Source organism: Ancylobacter oerskovii, from assembly GCF_018390555.1.
Classification (GTDB): Bacteria; Pseudomonadota; Alphaproteobacteria; order Rhizobiales; family Xanthobacteraceae; genus Ancylobacter; species Ancylobacter oerskovii.
On record NZ_JAHBGB010000002.1, the window covers coordinates 864,802 to 889,587 of the forward strand.

General features: G+C 70.2%; 17 protein-coding genes and 1 pseudogene. 8 read left to right on the forward strand and 10 right to left on the reverse strand.

The genetic code is table 11. From position 1 onward, the window contains the following. Position 1: 1 nt before the first annotated feature. Both KHC19_RS04235 and KHC19_RS04240 read right to left on the reverse strand, forming a co-directional pair. On the reverse strand, positions 2–628 hold the full coding sequence (locus KHC19_RS04235; protein WP_213350810.1) for a TetR/AcrR family transcriptional regulator: 627 nt from the start codon (positions 626–628) through the stop codon (positions 2–4). Further along, a complete protein-coding gene (locus tag KHC19_RS04240; RefSeq protein WP_213350812.1) occupies positions 625–4,038 on the reverse strand; it encodes an acyl-[ACP]--phospholipid O-acyltransferase in 3,414 nt (1,137 codons plus the stop codon). The genes KHC19_RS04235 and KHC19_RS04240 overlap by 4 nt, the downstream gene beginning before the upstream one ends. Before the next feature lie 227 nt (positions 4,039–4,265). Here KHC19_RS04240 and KHC19_RS04245 point away from each other — a divergent pair, with 227 nt between their 5' ends. The 4 genes from KHC19_RS04245 to cysG all read left to right on the forward strand — a co-directional run bounded on the left by KHC19_RS04245 (position 4,266) and on the right by cysG (position 7,636). Then, positions 4,266–4,556: a hypothetical protein gene (locus KHC19_RS04245; RefSeq protein ID WP_213350814.1), complete on the forward strand. Its 291-nt coding sequence runs from the start codon at positions 4,266–4,268 to the stop codon at positions 4,554–4,556. A 66-nt stretch (positions 4,557–4,622) separates the two neighbouring features. Continuing rightward, complete coding sequence (gene msrA, locus KHC19_RS04250) at positions 4,623–5,276, forward strand: peptide-methionine (S)-S-oxide reductase MsrA (RefSeq protein ID WP_213350815.1); 654 nt, start codon at positions 4,623–4,625, stop codon at positions 5,274–5,276. A 252-nt stretch (positions 5,277–5,528) separates the two neighbouring features. Further along, positions 5,529–6,026, forward strand: a complete 498-nt coding sequence (locus KHC19_RS04255; RefSeq protein ID WP_213350816.1) for a TIGR00645 family protein — start codon at positions 5,529–5,531, stop codon at positions 6,024–6,026. Between the two features lie 98 nt (positions 6,027–6,124). Continuing rightward, entirely contained in the window at positions 6,125–7,636 is a 1,512-nt protein-coding gene (gene cysG / locus KHC19_RS04260; RefSeq protein WP_378296096.1) for a siroheme synthase CysG, read from the forward strand. Between the two features lie 381 nt (positions 7,637–8,017). On the opposite strand, the gene hisG is transcribed toward cysG, so the two are convergent. From hisG to KHC19_RS04295, 7 genes and pseudogenes are all read right to left on the reverse strand, one after another. Then, entirely contained in the window at positions 8,018–9,001 is a 984-nt protein-coding gene (gene hisG, locus KHC19_RS04265; RefSeq protein ID WP_425514509.1) for an ATP phosphoribosyltransferase, read from the reverse strand. After that, on the reverse strand, positions 8,998–10,116 hold the full coding sequence (locus KHC19_RS04270) for an ATP phosphoribosyltransferase regulatory subunit (protein ID WP_213350818.1): 1,119 nt from the start codon (positions 10,114–10,116) through the stop codon (positions 8,998–9,000). Before KHC19_RS04270 ends, hisG begins: the two co-directional genes overlap by 4 nt. Before the next feature lie 385 nt (positions 10,117–10,501). Next, positions 10,502–10,924, reverse strand: a pseudogene (locus KHC19_RS25760) (zinc-binding dehydrogenase); the annotation flags it as partial. 576 nt (positions 10,925–11,500) lie between these two features. Further along, complete coding sequence (gene hisS, locus KHC19_RS04280) at positions 11,501–12,991, reverse strand: histidine--tRNA ligase (RefSeq protein WP_213350822.1); 1,491 nt, start codon at positions 12,989–12,991, stop codon at positions 11,501–11,503. Positions 12,992–13,428: 437 nt separating this feature from the next. Beyond that, a complete protein-coding gene (gene phnX / locus KHC19_RS04285; protein ID WP_213350824.1) occupies positions 13,429–14,229 on the reverse strand; it encodes a phosphonoacetaldehyde hydrolase in 801 nt (266 codons plus the stop codon). A 76-nt stretch (positions 14,230–14,305) separates the two neighbouring features. Beyond that, positions 14,306–15,427: a TIGR03364 family FAD-dependent oxidoreductase gene (locus KHC19_RS04290; protein ID WP_213350825.1), complete on the reverse strand. Its 1,122-nt coding sequence runs from the start codon at positions 15,425–15,427 to the stop codon at positions 14,306–14,308. 93 nt (positions 15,428–15,520) lie between these two features. Then, entirely contained in the window at positions 15,521–17,518 is a 1,998-nt protein-coding gene (locus KHC19_RS04295; RefSeq protein ID WP_213350826.1) for a tetratricopeptide repeat protein, read from the reverse strand. A gap of 261 nt (positions 17,519–17,779) precedes the next feature. On the opposite strand from KHC19_RS04295, the gene aptA reads away from it, so the two are divergent. From aptA to KHC19_RS04310, 3 genes are all read left to right on the forward strand, one after another. Beyond that, entirely contained in the window at positions 17,780–19,129 is a 1,350-nt protein-coding gene (gene aptA, locus KHC19_RS04300) for an omega-aminotransferase AptA (protein WP_213350828.1), read from the forward strand. A 111-nt stretch (positions 19,130–19,240) separates the two neighbouring features. Then, positions 19,241–21,727, forward strand: coding sequence for an ATP-dependent helicase HrpB (gene hrpB / locus KHC19_RS04305; RefSeq protein WP_213350830.1), 2,487 nt, complete (start codon positions 19,241–19,243; stop codon positions 21,725–21,727). Positions 21,728–21,932: 205 nt separating this feature from the next. Then, complete coding sequence (locus tag KHC19_RS04310; protein ID WP_246548141.1) at positions 21,933–22,118, forward strand: hypothetical protein; 186 nt, start codon at positions 21,933–21,935, stop codon at positions 22,116–22,118. A gap of 43 nt (positions 22,119–22,161) precedes the next feature. On the opposite strand, the gene KHC19_RS04315 is transcribed toward KHC19_RS04310, so the two are convergent. Continuing rightward, on the reverse strand, positions 22,162–23,481 hold the full coding sequence (locus KHC19_RS04315; RefSeq protein ID WP_213350833.1) for a hemolysin family protein: 1,320 nt from the start codon (positions 23,479–23,481) through the stop codon (positions 22,162–22,164). A 157-nt stretch (positions 23,482–23,638) separates the two neighbouring features. Here KHC19_RS04315 and aroC point away from each other — a divergent pair, with 157 nt between their 5' ends. Beyond that, positions 23,639–24,760: a chorismate synthase gene (gene aroC / locus KHC19_RS04320; protein ID WP_213350834.1), complete on the forward strand. Its 1,122-nt coding sequence runs from the start codon at positions 23,639–23,641 to the stop codon at positions 24,758–24,760. The last annotated feature ends 26 nt before the right edge of the window (positions 24,761–24,786 follow it).

A 24,786-nucleotide genomic window follows, 5' to 3' on the forward strand; every position in this document is an offset into this window, starting at 1 on the left:
TTCAGGCGCCGTCGCCTCCCTCGATCGGGGCAAGGCCCAGCGCCCGCAGCATCGCCTCGCTGATGGCTGGCGCGTGCCGCATCAGCGGGCCGTCGAGCCGGCCATAAAGCGCGAACACCGCCGGCTGGACCAGAAGGCCCAGCACCATGGCCGCCGCCAATGCCGGCGGCTGCGGCGGCGCGGAGCCGCCGGTCTCCAGCAGCACCGCCAGTGCCGACACCGCATTGCGCTCGGGATCGTCCGGCACATGGGCGAGGTGGTCGTGCTGGTTGATGAGCAGATAGGCGAACAGCGCCGGCTCCTCGTCGAACAGTGCGCAGCCGAGCTCCACCACTCGCCCCAATTGCCGAGACAGCGGCATATCCCGCTGTTTCAGCTTGAGAATCTGCTGCGCCAGATCGGCATAGCGCTCGAGGAACAACGCGCGCGCCAGCTCCTCCTTGGAGGGGAAATGGCGATAGAGCGCGCCTTCCGACACCCCGACGGCTTCGGCGATGTCGCGCACCGAGGTGCCCGCCACCCCGCGGGAGGCGAACAGCCGCAGCGCCGCTTCCTCGATCCGAAGGCGGGTGCGGGCGCCGCGTCCTTCCGGCCCTCGTCCTTGGGAGGGACCGCCGGGCGTGCTCACGCCTGTCCCTCCCGCGAGGAGACGCTGCGCGCGGCCACCGCCTCCAGCGCCTTGTTGCGCGCCGCCATGAAGTCCACCTTGCCCGAACCGAGCAGGGGCAGGCTGTCCATGAAGAGGATCTCGGCCGGGATCATCAGCTCGGTGGCGCCGACCTCGCGGCCATGCGCCTGCAGGGCCGCGCGGGTGAGATCGGTGGCGGTGGTGAGCAGCAGGATGCGCTCGCCCTTCCTGGCGTCCGGCACCGCCACGGTCACGTGCTCGGCGTCGGGCCGCAGGGCCGACACCATGGCATCGACGGCGGCGAGCGAGACCATTTCGCCGGCCACCTTGGCGAAGCGCTTGGCACGGCCGCGAATGGCGACGAAGCCTTCCTCGTCGATGGCGACGATGTCGCCGGTGTCGTACCAGCCGGCCTCCGGGGGCTGCATGTGGCCCGGCTCCTCGGCCCGCAAATAGCCGAGCATGATATTCGGCCCCTTCACATGCAGCCGCCCCCCGTCTTCAATCCCGGGGACCGGCTCGAGACGACGGCGGATTCCCGGCAGGATGCGCCCGACCGTGCCGGCCTTGTTGAACATCGGCGTGTTCACCGCCACCACCGGCGAGCATTCGGTCACACCGTAGCCTTCCAGGATGCGATGGCCGAAGCGCTCCATCCACACCCGCCGCGTCTCCGCCTTCACCGGCTCGGCGCCGGCCACCACGAAGCGCAGCGAGCGGAAATCGTAGGGATTGGCCGTACGGGCATAACCGGCGAGGAAGGTGTCGGTACCGAAGATCGCGGTGGCGTTGGTGGCGTAGACCAGCTCCGGGATGATCCGGTAGTGCAGCGGCGAGGGATAGAGATAGGTCTTGGTGCCGGACACGATCGGCAGCACCAGCCCGCCCAGCAGGCCGAAGGAGTGGAACACCGGCAGCACGTTGAAGATGATGTCGGCCGGCGAGAAATCGATGCGCGCCGCCACCTGCGCCACATTGGCGAGCATGTTGCGGTGGCTCAGCACCACGCCCTTCGGCACGCCTTCCGAGCCGGAGGTGAACAGGATGAAGGCCGGCCCGTCGGGATCCATCCGCACCGGCAACCGTGCAGGCAGCATCCCCTTCAGCTTGTCGAAGGCGGTGATGCCGCCGCGGATGTCCTCCGTCATCACGATGCGCACATGCTTTGCGAGCTCGGCGATCTCGTCCTCCAGCCGCGCCTTCTCGATGAAGGCCTTGGAGGTGACGATGGTGGTGAGCTTCGCCGTCTTGCAAGCGGAGACGAGATTGGCGGCGCCGGCGGTGTAGTTGAGCATCGCCGGCACCCGGCCATGGCGATGCAGGCCGAGCAGCACCACGATGATGCCGGCCGCGTTCGGCAACAGCACGCCCACGGCCTCGCCCGGGCCGGTCAGCGCGGCGAGCTTGGCGCCGAGGATCTTCGCGCCGAGGAACAGCTTGCGGTAGGTGAGCTGGGTGCCGAGCGGGTCCTCGACGATCAGCCGCTTGCGGCCCAGACGATCGGCGGTCGCCTCCACCGCCTCATAGAGCGTCGTGCCGGTATGGCTGGTCTCGAAGACGAGGTCGCTCATCACGTCGTAGAGCGCGGCTCCTGCCGCCCGGCGGCGCTTGCGGCCGAACAGTTCCTTGTCGACCTGCAGCCGGCGCGGCGGCAGGATGGTGACGCGCACCTTGGGGAACCAGCGCTTGCGGGTCTGATCCGCGGTGAGGCGCGAGAACGGGGTCTGCTCCAGCCCCTCGATGCGCACCGGCACGATCTGCGCGTCGGACTTGTCGGCGATCAGCGCCGACCCGTCATAGATCTTCATGATCGAGCCGGTGACGGTGATGCGCCCCTCGGGGAAGATCACCAGCGTCTCGCCCTGCTGCACCAGCCGGATGAGATCGCGCGTGGCGAGCGGCCGGGTCGGGTCGAGCGGGAAGGCACGTACCAGTTTCAGGAACGGCTTGATCCACCAGCGCTGGGCGATGCCGGCATCGACCGCGAAGATCGGGTCGTTGTCGAGCAGCGCCATGATCAGCGGTGCGTCGAGGAAGCTCACATGGTTGATCGCCACCACGGTGCGCTCGCCGGAGGCCCGCAGATGCTCGGCACCCGTCACCTCGACACGGAACAGCACCCGGAAGATGACGCGGATCAGATCGCGCATCACATGGCCCTGGAAGGCGCGCCCGACCGCGACGGCCACCAGCAATGTCGAGAGGCCGACCAGCGCCATCAGCAGCGGCACGCCCGCGCCGGCGACCTGCAGCAGCGCCACCACCACCGCGGCGGCGGTCATGAAGGCGGCGTTCAGCACATTGTTGGCGGCGATCACGCGGGCGCGCTGGTCTTCCGGCGCCTCGCTCTGCACATAGGCGAAGGTCGGCACCACGAAGGCGCCGCCCGACGCCGCGAGCCCCGTCAGCGCGAGCGCGATCCACGGCCCTGAGCCGGTCGCGAGGAATTCCCGCCACCCCATCAGCCCGGCCGCTGCCGGCTCGCCGGCGATGCCCCAGGCGATGAGCAGCGCGAAGATGCCGAGCGTGATGCCGGAGAACGGCACCAGCGCCAGCAGGATGTGCCCCTCCGACAGCTTGGCCGCCAAAGTGGAGCCGATGGCGACACCGACGGTGAACAGCATGAGGAACAGGGTGACGACCCCCTGGTCGCCGCCGATATTCTCGCGCACCAGGGTGGGCAGCAGCGACAGCACCACCGCCCCGACCAGCCAGAACCAGCTGACGATCAGCGCGCCGATCCACACCGGCCGGCGAACCTTCAGCTCGGCCAGCAGCCGGGCGGTCGCGCGGAAGATGTTGGCGTCGATACGCAGGTCCGGTGCCGCCGGGCCGGTCGGCGGGATGAAGCGGGCCGCGAGCCAGGAAAAAACGGTGACGGCGAAGGTGAAGACGGCGACCAACCATTCCCCGGTATGGGTGATGGCGATGGCACCGCCCACCGTGCCGGCGAGGATGGCGATGAAGGTGGCCATCTCGATCAGCGCGTTGCCGGAGACCAGTTCCTCCTTGGCGAGCTGGTCGGGCAGGATGCCGTATTTCACCGGCCCGAACAGCGCGCTCAGCGCGCCCATGAAGAACAGCCCGACGAACAACAGCGGCAAGGACTGCAGCACGAAGCCGATGACCGCCACGAGGATGATCCAGATCTCGGCGAACTTCAGCCGGCGCGCCACCAGCGCCTTGTCGTAACGGTCAGCCAACTGGCCGCCGAGGGCCGAGAGCAGGAAGAAGGGCAGGATGAACACGCCGCCGGCGGCGGTGACGAGGGCGCCCCCATGCGTCTCGCCGAGTCCGTAGAGGATCAGCAGCGCCATGGCGTTCTTCACGAAATTGTCGTTGAAGGCGCTGAAGAACTGGGCCCAGAACATCGGCGCGAAGCGCCGTGCCGTCATCAGCCGCGTGAACATCCGGCACACCCTCTTCAAATATGTTAGTGAACGATCACTTACAAAATTTGCGCCGTAACGTCAATGCCGGAAACGGGAGCCGAGGCTGCGCGAACGGCAGGCCCGTCCCCGACGCCGGCACCCCGCCGGCACCCCGCCGGTGCTTGCCAGCCCGGCGGGGCTCGCCTAGACCGGAGGCTCGGGCGAGCGGCGCCGGCGCCGCGGCTTCGAGTGGCGAAAGAGAGGACATGATCAGGTTTCTGCTGCGCTTTCTCGGACTTTGGCTGCTTGCCGGCGGCTTCGTGGCGCTGGTGCTCGACGGGGTGCGCTCCATCGCCTCCTCGCGGCTGCTCTACACGCCCCTGGGCGATGCCTGGGCGGCGGCGAGCGCGACCAGCCTCGGGCAGGCACTGGGCGACGCCGATCTGCCGGCCGGCGGCTGGAGCCACCTCGCCGCGCCGCTGCTGCAAGCGCCGCTGGCGGCGGTGCTGATCGTCCTCGGCCTGCTGCTGCTCCTCGCCGGGCGCAGGCGCGCCTGACGCCTCCCCTCGCAATCGCGACGGCGGATCACCATATTGAGGCGCGGAAAAGCGAGGGACGTAAACATGTTCTTCTTCAAGAAATCGCTGGAACTGCCCACCCCGTCCGAGGCGCTGCCGGGACGGGCAAGTCCGTTGCCGACGGCCTCGACGCATTTCGTCAATGGCCATGCGCTCAAGGGGCCCTATCCCGAGGGACTGGAAACCGCCGTCTTCGCGCTGGGCTGCTTCTGGGGCGCCGAGCGCAAATTCTGGCAGACGCCCGGCGTATGGGTGAGCGCGGTCGGCTACATCAACGGGCCGACGCTCAACCCGACCTATGAGGAGGTCTGCTCCGGCCGCACCGGCCATACCGAGGCGGTGCTGGTGGTCTTCGATCCCAAGGTGGTGAGCTACGACGAGTTGCTGAAGGTGTTCTGGGAATCGCACGACCCGACCCAGGGCATGCGCCAGGGCAACGATATCGGCACCCAGTACCGCTCCGGCATCTACACCTTCTCCCCCGAGCAGCAGGCGGCGGCGGAGGCGAGCCGGGCGGCCTATGGCGCGGCGCTGGCGGCGAAGGGCTACGATCCCATCACCACCGAGATCGTGCCGGCCCCGGAATTCTATTTCGCCGAGGGCTATCACCAGCAATACCTCGCCAAGAATCCGAGCGGCTATTGCGGGCTCGGCGGCACCGGCGTCTCCTGCCCGATCGGCACCGGCGTCGGCGCCTGAGAGCGCTCCTTTCCTGCGGATGAAGGCGACGGCCGGGACATCTCCCGGCCGTCGTCGTGTCGGCTCCCCGGCCAGGATCGGGCCACCCGGCCATGCGGGCAGCTCCGCTCGCCCCGAGGTGCGACAACCTTCCCGATCCGCCACGGCCCCCCTTGAACCCGCCGCCGCGTCATGCCACCCCTCTTCGCATCTGCGAGAAGGCGGCGCCGGCGAGCGGCGCGCCGAACGGGGCAGGCGGAGAATGGGCCAGACATGGAAAAACTGATCGAACGCTTCATCTTCGTCAGCCGCTGGATCATGGCGCCGTTCTATATCGGCCTCGTCATCGCGCTGGCGGTGCTACTGTACAAGTTCGGCATCGAGCTGTGGCATTTCGTCAGCCATGCCAACGGCTTCGACGAGAACGACACCATTCTCGGCATCTTGGCGCTGATCGACCTCACCTTCACCGGCAGCCTGGTGATCATCGTCATCTTCTCCGGCTATGAGAACTTCGTCTCCAAGATCGACGCCGAAGGCCATGCCGACTGGCCGGAATGGATGACCAAGGTCGACTTCTCCGGGCTGAAGCAGAAGCTGCTCGCCTCCATCGTCGCCATCTCGGCCATCGCCCTCCTGAAGGCGTTCATGAACCTCGACCGCGGCGTCGACGAGAAGCAGCTGACCTGGCTGGTGATCATCCATGTGGTGTTTGTGGTCTCCGGCGTGGTGCTGGCCTGGACCGACAAGCTTTCCGAAAAGAGCCACTGAGGCCCGGCGCTGCCGGCATTCATCGCCGGCGACACCATGGTATATTGGCGGTTTACCGCGCAGCCACGCTGCGCTCCGGCACGACGACGAGACAACCCATGGCCGACCCTACGGGCGAATCCCCTCCCCCGCGCCGCCCTGCCGAACAGGGCGGCGGGCGTATGGCGCCGCTCGCCCGGCTGCCGGTGTTCTTCGCGCTGGAGGGGCGTCGCGTGGTGCTGGCCGGCGGTTCCGACGCCGCCGCCTGGAAGGCCGAACTGATCGCCGCCACCGGGGCGCGACTCGATGTCTATGCCGCCGAGGCGTCGCCGGCCCTCGCCGGCCTCGTGGCCGAAACCGATGGCCGCGTCACGCTCCATGCGCGCGACTGGACGCCGGAAGACCTGAAGGGCGCCACGCTCGCCATCGGCGCCATCGAGGATGACGCGGAAGGCGCACGCTTCGCCGCCGTCGCCCGCGCGACCGGCGTGCCGGTGAACGTGGTCGACAAGCCGGCCTTGTGCGACTTCGCCTTCGGCGCCATCGTCAACCGCTCGCCGCTGGTGGTCGGCATCTCCACCGACGGGGCGGCGCCGGTATTCGGCCAGGCGGTGCGGGCCAAGATCGAATCGGTGGTCCCGCAAGGTTTCAAGCAGTGGGCCGAGGCCGCCCGCAGCTGGCGCCCCTTCGTCGCCGCGCTCGAACTCGGCCATCACGGCCGGCGACGCTTCTGGGAACGCTTCACCCGCCACGCGCTGGAAGCGCCCGACACGCTGCCGGACGAGGCCTTGCGCGAGGATCTGCTCGCTCGCGCCCGCAGCGCGCGCGAGCAAGACGGCCGCGGCTCCATCACCCTGGTCGGCGCCGGGCCGGGCGACCCGGAGCTTTTGACGCTGAAGGCGGTGAGAGTGCTGCAATCGGCCGACGTGGTGCTCTATGACGACCTCGTCGCCCCGGCGGTGCTCGACGTCGCCCGCCGCGAGGCGAAGAAGACGCTGGTCGGCAAGTCCGGCTACAAGCCCTCCTGCAAGCAGGACGACATCAACGCGCTGATGGTGGCTCTGGCGCAGCAGGGCAAGCGCGTGGTGCGGCTGAAGGGGGGCGACCCGATGGTGTTCGGCCGCGCCGGCGAGGAGATCGCCGCCGCCCGTGCCGCCGGGCTGCCGATCGACGTGGTGCCGGGCATCACGGCGGCGCAGGGCGCGGCGAGCCGGATGACGGTGTCGCTGACCCATCGCGACCATGCGCGCCGGCTGCAATTCGTCACCGCCCATGCCCGCGACGGCAAGCTGCCTGTCGACCTCGACTGGACGGCGCTCGCCGACAAGGCGGCGACCACCGTGGTCTACATGCCCCAGCGCACCTGGGGCGAGCTCGCCGGAAAGGCGATGGCCGCCGGCCTCGATCCGCATACCCCCGCCCTCGCCGTGTTCTCCGCCACCCGCCCGGAGGAATTCCGGGTGGCAGCGACGGTCGCGACGCTGAAGGATAGGCTCGATGCGGCGGTGGCGGACAAGTTCGGCGGCCGCCCGTCGGGACCGTGCCTGATCCTGTTCGGCTTCGCCCTCGGCGAGGCGGAAGAATTCGCGCTGGCGGAAGCCGAAGCGCAGGGGCTGGCGGCGCAGGGGTGAGCGGCGCGCCCCTCGCTCGATACGACACTTTCACCGTCAGGCCGTCATGCCCGCACCGTCAGGCCGTCATGCCCGGGCTTGTCCCGGGCATCCACGCCTTGGGGCCCTGCGCCGGACCGCGCCAAAGACATGGACGGCCGTGCCGAGCCCGGCCATGACGTCGTTCTCGTGGCCTAGCTGCACCCGGATGCGCATCCGCCGTCGCCTGCATCGGCCGCCTGCGTCCTTCAGGGCCTGGGCTACGCCCCGGGCACCTCAGGATGAGGAAGGTCGGTTGACAGCGAAAACCTTCGGCTCAGCTTTCCTCATGCTGAGGTGCGAGCGGCACCGAGCCTCGAAGCACACAGGCCCGTTGCCAGCAGGCCCGTTGCCATCCGCCCCTCAGCCGATCCGCGCCTCCAGCTTCTCGTAAAGCGGGTTTTCCGCCGCGAAGACATAATCGAGCGGGCCGACCGAAACCGTCGCCGCGCCCTTCTCGCGCAGGAACACCGCAAGGCCGTGCAGCGTGTCCGGCGGACAGTGCAGCGTCACCATGCCGGAGGAGGTCGGGGCACCGAACGGCGCGACGGCGCGGAAGCGCTGCACCGCCTCGGCGACCACGGCGGTGTCGCAGGCGGAAAAGCGCGTCTTCACCTCGCGCATGGTGGCGGCACGCTTGGCCGCGGTGACGCGATCCAGCAGCGCCCGCGCCGCGGCGCGGGCTTGCGGCGTCCAGGCGGCGTTCAGCGAGGCGACCAGATTGGCCTCCGAGCGCAGCATCACCCCGTCGTCGATCACCTTCAGCGCATTGGCCGCCAGCGTCGAGCCGGTGGTGGTGATGTCGACGATCAGCTCCGCCGTGCCGGCCGCCGGGGTGCCCTCGGTGGCACCGAGGCTCTCGACGATGCGGTAATCGACGATGCCGTGGCGAGCGAAGAAACTGCGGGTGAGATTGAGATATTTGGTCGCCACCCGCATGCGGCGGCCTCGGCTGGCGTGGAAATGCGTCGCCACGTCGTCGAGGTCGCGCATGGTGCGCACGTCGATCCAGGCCTGCGGCACCGCCACCACGACATTGGCGTGGCCGAAGCCGAGGCCTTCGACCAGCAGCACCTTGGAATCGGCGTCGGGGATGGTCTCGCGCACCAGATCCTCGCCGGTGACGCCGAGATGCACGGCGCCGGAAGCCAGCTGGGAAGCGATCTCCGAGGCGGAGAGGAAGGCGACCTCGACCCCCTCGACCCCCGACAGCGTGCCGCGATAGTCGCGGGCGCCGCGCGACTGGGCGAGCGTCATGCCGGCGCGACCGAAGAAGGCGCTCGCATTTTCCTGCAGGCGGCCCTTGGAAGGAACCGCGACGACAAGCGAGCTCATCTTTGCGCTCATGAACGAGCCTCCAGGGCATCGAGCCGGCCGAGCCAGACCGCGAAGCCGACCGCCGGTATCGGATAGGGCGCGCCGAGCCGGGCGAGCAGCCCGTCATAGCGCCCGCCGGCCACCAGCGGGGTGTCGCCGCCATTGTCGTGCAGCTCGAACACCATGCCGGTGTAGTAGTCGAGCGGACGGCCGAAGGCGGCGGCGAAATGCAGCCGCTCCACCTCGACGCCCTGGGCGGCGAGGAAATTGGTGCGGGTCTCGAAGGCGTCGAGCGGGGCGGAAAGATCCAGCCCGGCATCAGCGGCCAGCGCCCGGAGCGCCCGGGCGGCGGCGTCCGGCTCGCCGGCAACCGCCAGATAGCGCTCCAGCACCGCCACCTTTTCCGGCGGCAGGCCCTCGGCATCGCCGGAGGCGGCCTGTTCCAGGAAGCGCTCGGCGATCTCCGACACCGAGCGCCCGGCCACCGTCGAGATGCCGGCGATGGAGATGAGGTCGGTGACGAGGGCGTGCGCCGCCGCCTTGTCGGAGCCCGCCAGCGCCTTCAGCACGCCGGCATGGGCGGCGACACCGCCGCCGTCTGGGCGCTCGCGCAGCATGGCGAGATCGGCGCCGAGATCGCCGGAGCGGGCGAAATCCTTGACCAGCCGCCGCCGCCAGCCGGGCGGCAGGTCGAGCGCGTCGAGCAGCGCGGCGAACAGGCCGGCATCGCCGAGGCGGACATTCGGCTCGGTGACGCCCCACAGCGCCGCGGTTTCGAGGCCGAGGGCGAGCAGCTCGGCATCGGCCGCCTCGCGGTCCGCGCGGCCGAAGGATTCGACGCCGGCCTGCAGGAACTCGCCATTCGGCGCATCCGAACGGAACACCGGGCCGAGATAGGCGAAGTCGCGCGGCTGGGCGGCGCCGTCGGCGATATAGAGCCGGCACACCGGCAAGGTGAGGTCGGGGCGCAGGCAGAGCTCGCTGCCATCCTCGCCGGTGGTGACGAACATGGTGCGGCGCATCGCTTCGCCGGACAGGTCGAGGAAAGCGTCGGCCGGCTGCAGCACCGGCGGATCGACGCGCTCATAGCCGGCGCGGGCATAGAGCGCGAGCAGCTCCTCGGCATGGGTGGGGGCGGCGGTCATGGTCTCGTCTCTGGCATGCGCCGGCCCAAGGGCGGCATCGGTCCGCGGCTTCTAGCAAAGCGGGCCGGCCGGGTCCATGCACGGCATGTGACATGGTTGCCGCGCGGAGGTGCAACGCAAGCGCCGAAAGCTCCCCGCCGCGAGCGGCCGGAGTTTGCGGGAGGCACGCTTCGCCGCGTGACCGGCGGGAAGGCCGGCCGGGAATACAGGGCTTGGGCGGCCATGAACCGGGTGCGTTACGCCCGCTCCATGGCCACCGCCCTCCGCCCGCGCGATCGGCCGCTGCGGTTGCGCCCCTTCATCGAGCGAGGTGCAGGGAGGATAAGGCCGGGCGGAGGGAGTGCGGATCAGTTTTCTCGCGCCGCGACGACGGCCGAGCCGGCGCTCAGGGAACCGTGATCACCAGCTTGCCGGCGACATGGCCGCGGGCGCTGACCTCATGAGCCTCCGCCGTGCGCGCGAACGGAAACCGCCGGTCGATATTCACGCGCAGATGGCCGTCCGCCCACAGCCGCACCGCCTCGGCGAGCACGCGGTCCGGGTCGCGCGGCGGCCCGGCGGAAAACCGCGCGCCGTAGCGGGAAGCGGAGAAATCCGCCACGGAGACGACGCGGGACGACGCGCCGACGATCTCGATCAGCTCGGGAAGGATGCCCGATCCGGCGACGTCCAGCGCCGCATCGATGCCCTGCGGGGCCAGGGCGCGCACCCGCTCCTTCAGCCCCGGCCCATAGGTTGTCGGGGTCGCGCCGAGATCGCGCAGATAGTCCTGATTGGCCGCGCCCGCCGTGCTGATGACGGTGATGCCGCCCTCGGAATCAAGCGTTGTCCCTAGTAAGACAGCTTCAAGCACGCCCCGATATCAGCGGGAAACGCTCAGCCCGTCGGTTGGGCGCTGGAATCGCAAAAACATTTTGTACGAAATCGGAGAAAAATGTGAACGGGTGCCCCCTAGAGCGCAATTCTTGCGGACTCTTCCTATGCACACCTGTAAAGTTGACTGGCCGGCGCTGAAAAGCGTCCGTAGCAGGGGCCTGCCATGGCAGGCCCCTGCGTTTCGGGGACGCCCCTTAACGGGGCGGTTTGGGGGCGTCGTCGTGTCACCGGGGGCGCCCCCCTTCCTCGCCAGAGCGAGAAACTCTCAGCAACTTGAGCAGAGTCCAATCACCGCCTCAGCTGCGAAGCTGTAAGACGGGAACTGCCGACCGGACATCTTGTACGGTAACGACATTCACAACACAGGACGGCCACGACAGCAAGACATCCAAGTTGTGAATTGATTCACTTTTTTCTTTAGTGATCGTTTGACTTTTTCGAGCCGACTCCGTCGATATAATTTTCACTTATATATTAACAACTTACGCATCGGTTCAGCTTAGAGGCCTCAGCTCAGCGCGGCCCCGTGCGGCACGCCGTGATGGTCGAGCAGCTCGCGCACTTTTTCGACCAGCTCGGCCTCGCTAGAGGCGAACTGCGCCGGGCGCGACGAGCGCCACTCGGCATTGTCGGTGATGGCGGCGGCGGCCTTGGCGCCCTCGATCAGGTCCTTGATCTGCACCTGCCCGGCAGCCCGCTCGTCCGAGCCCTGGATCACCACGCAGGGCGAGTTGCGGCGGTCGGCATATTTGAACTGGTTGCCGAGATTCTTCGGGTTGCCGAGATACATCTCGGCGCGGATGCCGGCGCTCCGCAACGTCGCGACGAGGCCCATGTAATGGGCGGTCTGGTCGCGATCCATCACCACCACAACGACCGGGCCGTATTCCGGCGCCGCCTCGGCGGACTTCAGATAGCTCAGCGCCGAGGCGAGGCGAGAGACGCCGATGGAGAAGCCGGTGGCCGGCACCGGCTCGGAACGGAAGCGGCCGACAAGGCCGTCATAACGCCCGCCGCCGCCCACCGAGCCGAAGCGCACCGGGCGGCCCTTCTCGTCCTTCACCTCGAAGGTCAGCTCGGCCTCGAAGACCGGGCCGGTGTAATATTCGAGGCCACGCACCACGGAGGGGTCGATCTTCACGCGGCCCTCATAGCCGGCCGCCGTGACCAGAGCCGCGATCTCGTCGAGCTCGGCGAGGCCGGCGGCATAGGTCTCGTTCGCCGGTTTCTCATAGGAAGCCTGCCGGTCGAGCAGCGACAGCACGACCGCCGCCTGCGCCTCGTCCAGGCCGGCGCCCTTGGTGAAGTCGCCGCTCTTGGCGGCCGGGTTCTCCCAGCGGCCTTCGCCGAGCAGATCCCGCACGCCCTCGATGCCCACCTTGTCGAACTTGTCGATTGCGCGCAGCACGGTGAGCCGGCGGCCGGCATTCTCCTCGCCACCGAGGCCGATGGCCTCCAGCACGCCGTCGAGAACCTTGCGATTGTTGACCTTGATCACATAGTCGCCGCGCGCGATGCCCAGCGCCTCCAGCGTGTCGGCGGCCATCATGCAGATCTCGGCATCGGCCGCGACGGTGGGGGCGCCCACCGTGTCGGCGTCGAACTGCATGAACTGGCGGAAGCGGCCGGGACCGGGCTTCTCGTTGCGGAACACCCAGCCGGCGCGGTAGCTGCGGAACGGCTTGGCCAGGCGGTCGAAATTCTCCGCGACGTGGCGGGCGAGCGGGGCTGTGAGGTCGTAGCGCAGCGACAACCACTGCTCGTCGTCATCCTGGAAGGAGAACACGCCCTCGTTCGGGCGGTCCTGGTCGGGCAGGAACTTGCCGAGCGCGTCGGTGTATTCGATGAACGGCGTTTCCAGCGCCTCGAAGCCGTAGAGCTCGTAGACCTTGCGGATGGTCTCGAGCATGGCGCGGGTGGAGGCGAGCTCGGCCGGGCCGCGATCGGCGAGGCCGCGCGGCATGCGCGCCTTGAGCTTGGTGGGCTTGTCCTTGGCCATGATGGGCGCCGTCCTTCGAAGAGGTGTTGCGGCGCGGTTTAGAGGATGGCACGCGCGGCGGCAATGGCGGGGTACGCTGGGCGCGGGTCGCGCGCGGGGCTGCGTGGGACCCGCGCCCCGGTGGACGATGGTGGCGGGAGGGGATGCCCCTCTTTCAATAGGCGGCGGTCACGGAGCTGTGCGGCTCCCTCTCCCCGACGGGGAGAGGGAAAGAACGAGGACGTCCTTCCTGTGACCGCATACCTGCCGCCGGCTGCATCGGTCTCTCACGGGATCCCCGTCATGCCCGGGCTTGTCCCGGGCATCCACGCCTTGGACCGGACGCGCCGTGCGGGAGCGAAGACGTGGATGGCCGGGACAAGCCCGGCCATGACGTTCATCCGCCGGGAATGTCGCTCACGGACGAAGCCCCGCGGCCAGACGCGCAAGCTTCCGCGTCACGGACGAAGCCCCGCCGCGAGGCGGGCTTCTATGGCCTCCAGCACCGGCGGCAGCTCGGCGATGGTATCGACCACGAAATGCGCGCCGGCACCGTAGAGCCGGGCGGAGGCGCGGGCGCGCAGATGCGCCCGCTCGTCAGGGGCCAGCGCCGCCAGCTCGTCCTTGGACAGGCCGGCGGCATTGCCGGACAAGGCGAGCCCGACGGTCCAGGTGCCGGCGGCCAGCCCCTCGGCGATGCCGGGCTCGGTGTCGTCGATCTTCACGCACTCGTAAGGCGGCCAGACGCCGAGATCGGCGAAGGTGCGGTACATCATCAGCGGCGACGGCCGGCCGGCGGCGAGATCGCCGGCGCACACCACATTGTCCGGCGCGTAGCCCGCTTCCGCGGCGAGCGGCATCAGCTTCTCCATGATCGGCCGCGTGTAGCCGGTGGTGGAGCCGATCTTCAGGCCGCGCGCGCGGGCACCCGCCACCACGTCGAGCAGGCCGGGGATGAGGTCGGCGTGGCGCGGGATCACCTCGACGTTGAGCGGCTCGAAGATCGCCAGCACCCGGTCGACATCGGCCTCGGTCGGGGCGGCGCCGTAGAGCGCCTGCCAGCGTTGCGAGACCGAAGGGGAATAGATGAGCGCCGCCACATGGTCGCGCTTGGGCAGGCCCATCGGGCCGCGCGCCTCCTCGATGGTGAGCGGGATTCCCACCTGCGCGAACGCCTCGACGAAGGCACCCATCGGTGCGCGCGAGCCGAAATCGACCGCTGTGCCGGCCCAATCGAGAATGAGTGCCTTCAGCGCCATGCGATGTCCCCCGAGGTCTGGCCCCTGTTGCGAGATCCTGTTGAAAGGTCCTTTTGAGACGCCCTGATGAAAGGCGTCAGTCGAAAAGCTCGGCCACCGCCTCCTCGGCGATGGCGAAGCCGGTGGAGGCGCCGGTGCCGCTGGTCACCACCACCAGGCGGATCGTCGGGTCCGGCCGGTCGATGAAGGCGAGCCGGTCGGGCGCCGAGGCATAGGTGCCGGTCCAGCGCTCGACGATGCCGGCCGGACGGCGGCCGAACACCGCCTCATATTCGTCGAGGATCAGCGCGTCGACCTGCTCCGGCGCGAACGGGTCCGGCGTCGCCGCATAATGATGGCTGTCGCCGACCACCAGCGAACCGTCCGCCGACTGGACGACGATGAGATGCACACCATTGTCGAGCAGCTCGCCCTGCTCGGCGCGCAGCCGGGCCTTGAGCGGCTCGGCCTCGGGCAGCTCCGAATAGCCGAGATAGCGGCCGAGCGAGAGGTCGCTCATGACGGAACCCGGCAACTTGCCGAGGGCGGGATCGGCGACGCGCAGCATGTGCAGCTTGCAGCGGGTGAGATTGTAAGCCTCGAAGCGCTCCGGCAGCAGGGTGCGGAAATCGTCGCCCGGCGCCACCACGATGCGCGCGGCCTCGATGGTGCCCGACGCCGTGCGGACGCGGCCGGGCTCGACGCCGGTGACGGCGGTGCAGCGGTGGAAGACGACGCCTTTGGCCTCCTCCAGCCAGCGGGCGAGCTGCGGGATCGCCCGGCGCGATTCCACCCGCATGTCGTGCGGGCTCCACAGCGCGGCGAGCTGCTGCCCGTCGAGCGCCGGCAGACGGGCCCGCGCCTCGGCAGCGGAAAGCAAGGCGCAGCCCTCTCCCATCTCGGTGGCGAGGAAGGCTTCCAGCACCGCCACCGCCTCCGGCCGGCGAACGCTGACGAGGAGGCCGCGATGCACCACCTCGATGCCGGCCTGCGGCGCCACCTCGGCCCAGATGTCGCGCGAGCGCATGGCGCGGCGCCAGCACTCGCCGCGCTGCTGGCCGGTGACGGTGACGAAGCCGAAATTGCGGATGGAGGCGCCGTTGGCCTGGGCATCGCGGTCGATCACCACCACGCGCAGACCCCGGCGCACGGCGGCCAATGCATGGCCGAGGCCGACGACACCGGCACCGACGACGGCGAGATCGAAAGCCTGCGACATGAGAGCGTTCCGGCGCGGTGGAAGGATACTCTTCCCTTAGCCTGCCGGCCGCGCTGACGCCACGCGACGTTTGGCCCGTGACACTGCGGCAGGTCAGGGCGTGGGGGCGCCGAGGCCGAGAGCGGCGAGGTCGGCGCCGACCTGTCGGGCGATGTGCGGGGCGGGGAAGAAGCGCGACAGCAGGGCGGCGGTGTCGGTCTTCCACGCCGGCACCAGCGCCACCAGCTTGTCCACGTCCATACGGGCGGTGGCCTCGTCGCCGGCGAGATGGGTGGCGAGGGCGCGGGCGAGCAGGCCCGGCGCGAAGACCTCGCCCATGAGCCGGTCGGCCGCGGCGGCGGCGCCGGCGGCATCCCCGCGCAGATAGGCGGCGACGACCCGGTAATAATCCACGGTCGGCGGCATGGCCGGCGCCGCCTTGAGCGCGCTGGCCAGCATCGCCTCGCCGCGGTCCAGCTCCCCGAAGGTGATCAGCCGGCCGCCATAAGCGGCGAGCGTATCGACGTCGTAGGGGTTCAGCTGCAGGGCGAGATCGCCTTCCGCCAGCGCAGCGCCGCGCTCGCCGCGATAGGAATGCACGTCGAGCGCCACGCGGCGGAAGAAGCCGCTGGTCGGCGACAGCTCGATGGCCTGCTCGACGGCGGCCAGCGCCCGGTTGACCGCCGGCGGCGTGGAGCGCGGATTGGCGCCGTTGCGGATCTCGTCGAGATAGAGCTCCGCGAGCAGGGCGTAGCCCAGCGCGAAGGTGTTGTCCGTCGCCACCGCCTTTTCCAGGCAGGCCCGGGCCGCCGCGTGATCGGCCGGCAGGTAGCTGCGCCAGTAATCATAGGCGAGCAGCACGCAGCCATAGGGACCGGCCTTGGCCGCGCCGCCCGACGACATCACCCGCGCGCGGGCCCGCGCCTGGATCACGCCATAGGGCTCGGCGAGCGAGGCCATGATCTCGCGCACCAGCTCGTTCTCGACCGCGATGGGGTCTTCGGTGGGCCGCAGCGCATCGAAATCGCGCGACCAGACGATGGTGCCGTCGCACAGATCCGACAGGCGCAGCAGCAGCGAGAAGGAGCCGTCCTCATGGTTCTCGACGAGGCCGCCCAGTGCGAAGGCCGAATGCGGCGAGGCGCCGCCAATGCCGCATTCGAGCCGCGGCCGGGCATCCGGGCTCGCCAGCACGTCGAGCAGGTCGAAGCGGGCGAGCGCGTCGCGGATGCGCATCTCCAGCCCGCGCGCCGGCAACTCCCCGCCCGGCGGGCGGGCCGCCGGAGCGGCCGACGGCGCCCCCGCGGCCGGTGCGAGAGCGGCGGCGGCGACCGGCATCGAGCCGGCAATATCGAAGGCCCGCACCTCGACCATGGGAATGCCGAGCCGGTTCGACCGCTCGATGGGGCGCAGGGCAAAGCCCGGGAACAGCGCCCGCAGGCTCGACGTCTCCACCACGTCCACCGCCATCATGATGGCGGTGGCGAGGACGAGCAGCAGCACGAGACCGCCGATCCATCGCCAGGCGCGGACGCCGCCGGCGCGGGGCTGAACGCCCGGAAGGAAGACCGGCAGGGCCGCGGCATCGGCGGGCGCCTCGTCCCCGGAGGCCGCCTCCTGCGGTTCGGCGCCGGGCGGGCTGCCGCCGGGCGCGCCACCCTGGGCATCCTGCCGGCGCGGCACGAAGAGCGGCACGTAGGAGCCGCGCGGAATGACGATCTCGATCTCGTCGTCGGCACCGGCGCCGGCGTAGTAGCGCTGCAGCGCGCGGCGCAGGCGGGTCGCCTCGACGCGCACGATGGGATCGATCTGCGGATCGAAGGACGGATCGCGCCCCAGCGCTTCCACGGCGATGGTGTAGCCCTTGATCGCCTCGCGACGCCCGTCGAGCGTGGCTTCGACCACGAAGCGCAGGATCGTGGAAAGCTGCGGCGAGGCGCGCAGTTCCTCCGCTTCCAGCACGCGGGCGAGCGCCTCCCGTGCCTGGAGCGGACTTGCCCCGGCCTGCTCGACCGACGCCGTCCCCGGCGACGTGCCGTCGGAACCGAGAGCGGCCTGCTCCTCGCCCTCGGGCATATCCGTCGGAGTGGATAGGGACAGGGTGTCGGTCACGGAGGTTCCTTCAAGCGGGAATCATTCCCTTTGTCGATCAAACCCCCGGCGGGCGGAATATATGACGTTACGTGACAATGTCACGGGGCAAAGTTGATGAACGCCGCCCTCCCCGGGGTCAAGCACGCGCAGGTGGATTTCCCGGTTCGGCAGAAGCGGAGCCGATCACATCATCGAATTTTTTCGTGAGCGGGACGCTGCCCAAGCATTATACATGACCAAAATCACGGCCCTCGCAGGGCCACTTCCCCGGAGCGGTTCATGTCCCTCGCCTATGATCTCGATGCCGTCGGCAGCGCGGCGCCCAACGATCTCGAAGCCTTCTGGATGGGCTTCACCGCCAATCGCGCCTTCAAGGCCCGCCCGCGCATGGTCGCGCGCGCCAAGGACATGCACTACTTCACCCCCGAGGGCCGGCCGATCCTCGACGGCTCTGCCGGGCTGTGGTGCTCCAATGCCGGCCACAACCGGGATTCCATCGTCGCCGCCATCCAGAAGCAGGCGGCGGAGATGGACTTCGCCCCCACCTTCCAGTTCGGCCACCCGCTGGCGTTCAAGGCGGCCTCGCGCATCGCCGAGCTGGCGCCGGGCGACCTCGACCATGTGTTCTTCTGCAATTCCGGCTCGGAAGCCGGCGACACCGCGCTGAAGATCGCCCTCGCCTATCACGCCGTCACCGGCAAGGGCACCCGCACCCGGCTGATCGGCCGCGAGCGCGGCTATCACGGCGTCGGCTTCGGCGGCATCTCGGTGGGCGGCATCTCGCCGAACCGCCGCTTCTTCGGCGGCCTGCTGGTCGGCACCGACCACCTGCCGCACACCTATGACCGCGACAAGCAGGCCTTCTCCAAGGGCGAGCCGGACTGGGGCGCCGAGAAGGCCGACGCGCTGGAGGGCCTTGTCGCCCTGCACGACGCCCAGACCATCGCCGCCGTCATCGTCGAGCCGATGGCCGGCTCCACCGGCGGCCTGCCGGCGCCGAAGGGCTACCTGAAGCGGCTGCGCGAGATCTGCGACAAATACGGCATCCTGCTGATCTTCGACGAGGTCATCACCGGCTTCGGCCGCCTCGGCTTCCCCTTCGCCGCCGAGCGCTACGGCGTGGTGCCGGACATGATCACCTTCGCCAAGGGCGTGACCTCCGGCGCGGTGCCGATGGGCGGCGTGATCGTGCGCAAGCACATCCACGACGCCTTCATGAACGGCCCGGAGCACGTCATCGAGCTATTCCACGGCTACACCTATTCCGGCCATCCGCTGGCCTGCGCCGCCTCGCTAGCGACGCTCGACCTCTACCGCGACGAGGCGCTGTTCGAGCGCGCGCGGGCGATGGAACCGATCTTCGCCGACGCGGTGATGGGCCTGAAGGGCAAGCCGGGCCTGCTCGACATCCGCACCGTCGGCCTGGTTGCCGCCTTCGACATGGCGCCGGCCGCCGAAGGGCCGGGCAAGCGCGGCTACCAGGCGATGGAGCACGGCTTCCACGACGAGGGCGTGATGTTCCGCGTGACCGGCGACACCATCGCGGTAAGCCCCCCGCTGATCATCAACGAAGCGCAGGTGGGCGAGCTGGTGGAGAAGATCGGCAAGACCATCGACGCGGTGATGTGAGGCACCCCGTCGCTTTGCCCCGCAGAATGCGACGCCCCGGCCACCGGCCGGGGCTTCCGCTTTCCGGCCGGCGGATGACATTGGCTGCCGTCGGCCTTATGTGCGGACGCCATGCGCGCCTTCGACACCCATCTGCCCATAGACGACGCCCTGCCGGAGCTGGCGGCGGCCTTGTCCGCCGGTTCCCGCGCGGTGCTGGTGGCGCCGCCCGGCGCCGGCAAGACCACGCGGGTGCCGCTGGCGCTCCTTGACGAGCCATGGGTGGAGGGGCGCAGGATCCTCGTCCTGGAGCCGCGCCGGCTCGCCGCCCGCGCCGCCGCCGAGCGCATGGCCTCCACCCTCGGGGAACAGGCCGGCCAGACGGTCGGCTATCGCGCACGCTTCGGCTCCAGGATCGGCCGGGCCACGCGTATTGAGGTGATCACCGAGGGCATCTTCACCCGCATGATGCTCGACGACCCGGAGCTTGCCGGCGTCGCGGCGGTGCTGTTCGACGAATTCCACGAGCGCTCGCTCGACGCCGATCTCGGCCTCGCCCTCGCCCTCGACGCGCAATCCGCGCTGCGCGAGGACCTGCGGCTGCTGGTCATGTCGGCGACGCTCGACGGCGCGCGAGTGGCCAGGCTGCTCGGCGATGGGCGACGGGATGCGGCACCGGTGATCGAGAGTCTCGGCCGCGCCTATCCGGTGGAGACCCGCTATGCGGGGCGCGACCCGCGCGCGCCGATCGAGCGGCAGATGGCCGAGGCGGTGCGTCGCGCGCTGGCGGAGGAGACCGGCTCGGTGCTCGCCTTCCTGCCCGGCGCGGCGGAGATCCGGCGCACCGAGAACCTGCTGCGCGAGGCGATAGCGGATCCGAGGGTCGAGATCGCCCCGCTCTACGGCGCGCTCGACGCCCGCGCGCAGGACCGGGCGATCGAGCCGGCGCCGGCGGGCACGCGCAAGGTGGTACTGGCCACCTCCATCGCCGAGACCAGCCTCACCATCGAGGGGGTGCGCCTCGTGGTCGATAGCGGGCTCGCCCGCGTGCCGCGCTACGAGCCCGGCGTCGGCATGACCCGGCTGGAGACGGTGCGGGTCTCCCGCGCCGCGGCCGACCAGCGGCGCGGCCGCGCCGGCCGCACCGAGCCGGGCGTCGCCATCCGGCTGTGGAACGAGGCGGAGACCGCCAGCCTGCCGGCCTATGCGACGCCGGAGATCCTCGCCGCCGACCTCGCCGGCTTCGTGCTCGACCTCGCTCTATGGGGGGTGAGCGACCCGTCCACCCTCGCTTTCCTCGATCCGCCGCCGGCGGCGGCGCTCGCCGAGGCGCGGAGCCTGCTCGCCGCGCTCGGCGCGCTCGACGCCGACGGGCGCGTCACCGGGCACGGGCGGGCCATGGCGCGGCTGCCGCTGGAGCCGAGGCTGTCGCGCCTGGTACTGGAAGGCGCGCGGCGCGGCGGCGGCGAAAAGGCGGCGCGCATCGCCGCCGTGCTGTCGGAGCGCGGGCTGGGCGGCCTGGATGTCGATCTCGCCCACCGGCTCGATCTGCTGGCGTCCGATCGCTCGCGGCGCGGCGAGGAGGCGCGGCGCATGGCGGCGCGCTGGGCGGAGGAAGCCGGCCGACTGGTGGAACGGGACGCGGCGGCGACGCCCTCCCCCGCCGCGCTGCTCGCCCATGCCTTCCCCGACCGGCTCGCCCGCACCCGTGGCGACGGACGGCGCTTCGTGCTGGCGAACGGGCGCGGCGGGGCGCTGGACCCGGCCGCACCGCTCGCCCGCGCGCGGTTCCTCGCGGTGGCGGAGATGAGCGGCAGCGCCGAGGAAGCGCGGATATTGCTCGCCGCCGAGATCGACGAAGCCGAGATCGAGGCCGAGTTCGGCGACCAGATCACGGAGGCCGAGGAGACCAGCTTCGACGCCGCCGCCGGCGCCCTGCGGGCGCGAAAGGTGCGGCGGCTGGGTGCGCTGGTGCTGTCGGAAAAGCCGGCGCGGGTCGCGGCCGGCATGGCGACCGGCCGGGCGCTCGCCCGCGCGGCGGCGGCGCGGGGGATCGAGCGGCTCGCCTGGTCGGCGGCGCAGCGGCAATGGCTCGATCGGGTGCGCTTCCTGCACACCGCCGCGCCGGAGACCTGGCCGGACCTCTCCGACGCCGCGCTGGCGGCGAGCGTCGAGGACTGGCTGGCGCCGCTGCTCACCGAGGCAACCAGCCTCAACGCCCTCGACGCCGAGCTCCTGGGCCGCGCGCTGCCGGGATTGCTCGACTGGGAGCTGGCGCGCCGGCTCGACGCCGAGGCGCCGACGCATTTCGAGGCGCCGACCGGCTCGCGCCTGCCGGTCGACTACGCCGCCGAGGGCGGGCCGACCATTTCGGTGCGGGTGCAGGAGCTGTTCGGGCTCGGCACGCATCCCGCGCTCGCCGGCGGGCGGGTGCCGCTGGTGCTCGCCTTGCTCTCGCCGGCGCACCGGCCGATCCAGGTGACGCGCGACCTGCCTTCCTTCTGGGCCGGCTCCTGGAGAGAGGTGCGCGCGGAGATGCGCGGGCGCTATCCGCGTCATCCCTGGCCGGAGGACCCGGCCAGCGCCGAGGCGACGCGGCGGGCCAAGCCGCGCGGCTGAGCGCCTCACGCCCCCGCGAGCGGGCGGACGCAAAGCATTAACCACGGAATCGGCTGCCGTCGCCGCCACCCCCCGCCTTAAGGACCGGTCAACATCTGCGGCGCCAAGGTGCTCCCACAATAAAATCTGTCCCCAGGCAGATATCGGCGAGATGAGCGCAAGCAGAGAGACGGCGATGAGAGAGGCAGCGGTGAGAGAGCCGGCGATGCGGGACATGTCCCATCGCCGGCGCGCAGCGGTAGCCCGTCGCCCGCAGGGCACCGGGCTGGAATACGGCCTGATCGCCGCCGCCCTGGCGGTAGCGATCGTCACGGTGGTGGCCGGGCTCAGCGCCCGCTATGGCGAACGCGCCTCCGCCGCCACTCCCCAGATCGTGCAGACGATACGCTGACGACCGTCGGGCGGCGCGCCGCCCGACGCCTTCCGAGGCGCCGTCAGGTGCCCAGCGGTGCCCGTCGGCGCGGCACCACGGCGCGCGAGACCAGCAGCTTGTCGATGCGCCGCCCGTCCATATCCACCACCTCGAAGCGCCATCCCTTGGCGGTGAAGGCGACGCCTTCCTGCGGGATCGCCTTCAATTCGTGCAGCGCATAGCCCGCCGCGGTGTGGAAGCCGGAATCCTGCGGGATGCTGATGCCGAGCAGATCGGCGAGCTCGTCGGTCGGCGTGGCACCGGCGACGAGATAGGAGCCGTCCTCGCGCTCTACCGCATGCGGGCCGGAGACGCCGGCCTCGTCCACCATCACCGTGCCGGCGATGGCGTCGAGCAGGTCGGCCGGGGTGAGGATGCCGACCATGGTGCCGTATTCGTTGACCACCAGCGCCAGCGGCGATTCCGCGTGCCGCAGCTGCTTCATGGCGTCGAGCGCCCCGGCGGTCTCCACCAGCACCGCGCCCTGCTTGACCAATTGGCGCGGATCCGGCGTCACGCCCTGGAGATAGGCCTCCAGGAGGTCGCGTATGTCGATGACGCCGACCGGCTCGTCCGGCGAGCCCTCGCAGGCCGGCATGCGGGTGTGGCGGGTCTCGCGTATGGTCTGGCGCACCACTTCCGGGTCGTCGTTGAGGTCGATCCAGTCGATGTCGTGGCGCGGCGTCATCACCGCCCGCACCGGGCGGTCGGCGAGGCGCATGACGCCGGCGATCATCCGCCGCTCCTCGGGATCGATGACGCCGGCGGTCTCGGCCTCGGCGACGATGGCGCGGATCTCCTCGTCGGTGACGTTGTTGTCGCCGCCGCCGGCGCGATCGCCGATCAGCCGCAGCACCAGCCGCGAGGACAGGTCGAGCAGCCACACCGCCGGGGCGGCGACGCGCGACAAGATCATCATCGCCGGGGCGACAAGGCTCGCGAGCTGCTCCGGGTTCTGCAGGGCGAGGCGCTTGGGAATCAGTTCGCCGATGATCAGCGAGACATAGGTGATGGCCGCGACGACGATGACGTAGCCGAGGCCCTCGGCGAGGTTGGGCGAGACGCCCTGCGTCTCCAGCCAGTCGCCGAGCATGTCGCCCAGCGTGGCGCCGGAGAACGCACCGGCGAGGATGCCGATCAGCGTGATGCCGATCTGCACGGTGGAAAGGAAGCGGCCGGGATCGGCGGCGAGCTGGAGGGCGGCGCGGGCGCCGGAGGAGCCTTGCTCGGCGCGCGAGCGCAGCCGGGCCGGACGGGACGACACGACCGAAAGCTCGGCCATGGCGAGAACGCCGTTCAACAGGACGAGGAGAACGACGACAGCGATTTCAAATAAGGGCATCGGTTCCAGATGGGGGACAAGCCACACCCACCCTATAGCACAAAGCCGGCGATTTGCGATGCGTCTGGCATACACGACCCGCGACGGACGGTTTGACGGGGGCCGGCATGGCGCCTAGAAGCCCATGCAACGGCCCCGTTCAGCGTGATTTCCGGCGATGTCCTTCAACAGTTTCGGCCAGTCTTTCCGGGTGACCACCTTCGGCGAGAGCCATGGCCCCGCCATTGGCGGCGTCGTTGATGGCTGCCCGCCCGGCATCGCCTTCAGGCTGGAGGAGATCCAGGCGGCGCTCGACCGGCGCCGGCCCGGCCAATCGCGCTTCACCACCCAGCGGCGCGAGCCCGACGAGGTGAAGGTGCTCTCCGGCGTGCTGCCCGGCGAGGACGGCCTGCTCACCACCACCGGCACGCCGGTCGCCTTCCTCATCGAGAATGTCGATCAGCGCTCCAAGGACTATTCGGCGATCTCCGAGAGCTACCGGCCCGGCCATGCCGACTATGCCTATGACGTGAAATACGGCCTGCGCGACCATCGCGGCGGCGGGCGCTCCTCCGCCCGCGAGACGGCGGTGCGCGTGGCGGCCGGGGCGCTCGCCATGAAGGTGCTGCCCGGCGTCACCGTGCGGGGCGCGCTGGTGCAGATGGGCGACATCCATATCGACCGCGCCAGCTGGAACTGGGACGAGATCGGCAACAACCCGTTCTTCTGCCCGGACGCGCAAGCGGCGGCGCGGATGGCCGACTACCTCGACGGCATCCGCAAGTCCGGCTCCTCGGTGGGGGCGGTGATCGAGGTGGTGGCCGACGGTGTGCCGCCCGGCCTCGGCGCGCCGATCTACGGCAAGCTCGATGCGGATCTGGCGGCGGCCTTCATGAGCATCAACGCGGTGAAGGGCGTCGAGATCGGCGAGGGCTTCGCGAGCGCCGCGCTCACCGGCGAGGACAATGCCGACGAGATGCGCATGGGCAATGACGGCAAGCCGATCTTCCTCGCCAACCATGCCGGCGGCATATTGGGCGGTATCTCCACCGGCCAGCCGGTGGTGGCGCGCTTCGCGGTGAAGCCGACCTCCTCGATCCTGACGCCCCGCAAGACGGTGACGCGCTATGGCGAGGACGCCGAGATCCTCACCAAGGGCCGGCACGACCCCTGCGTCGGCATCCGCGCCGTGCCGGTGGGCGAGGCGATGATGGCCTGCGTGCTGGCCGACCATGTGCTGCGGGCGCGGGCGCAGGTGGCGGTGCCGCCGGCGTGGCCGTTCGCCCGGCCGGAGGCCTGAGGGCGGGGAACCTGAGGGCGGGGGCT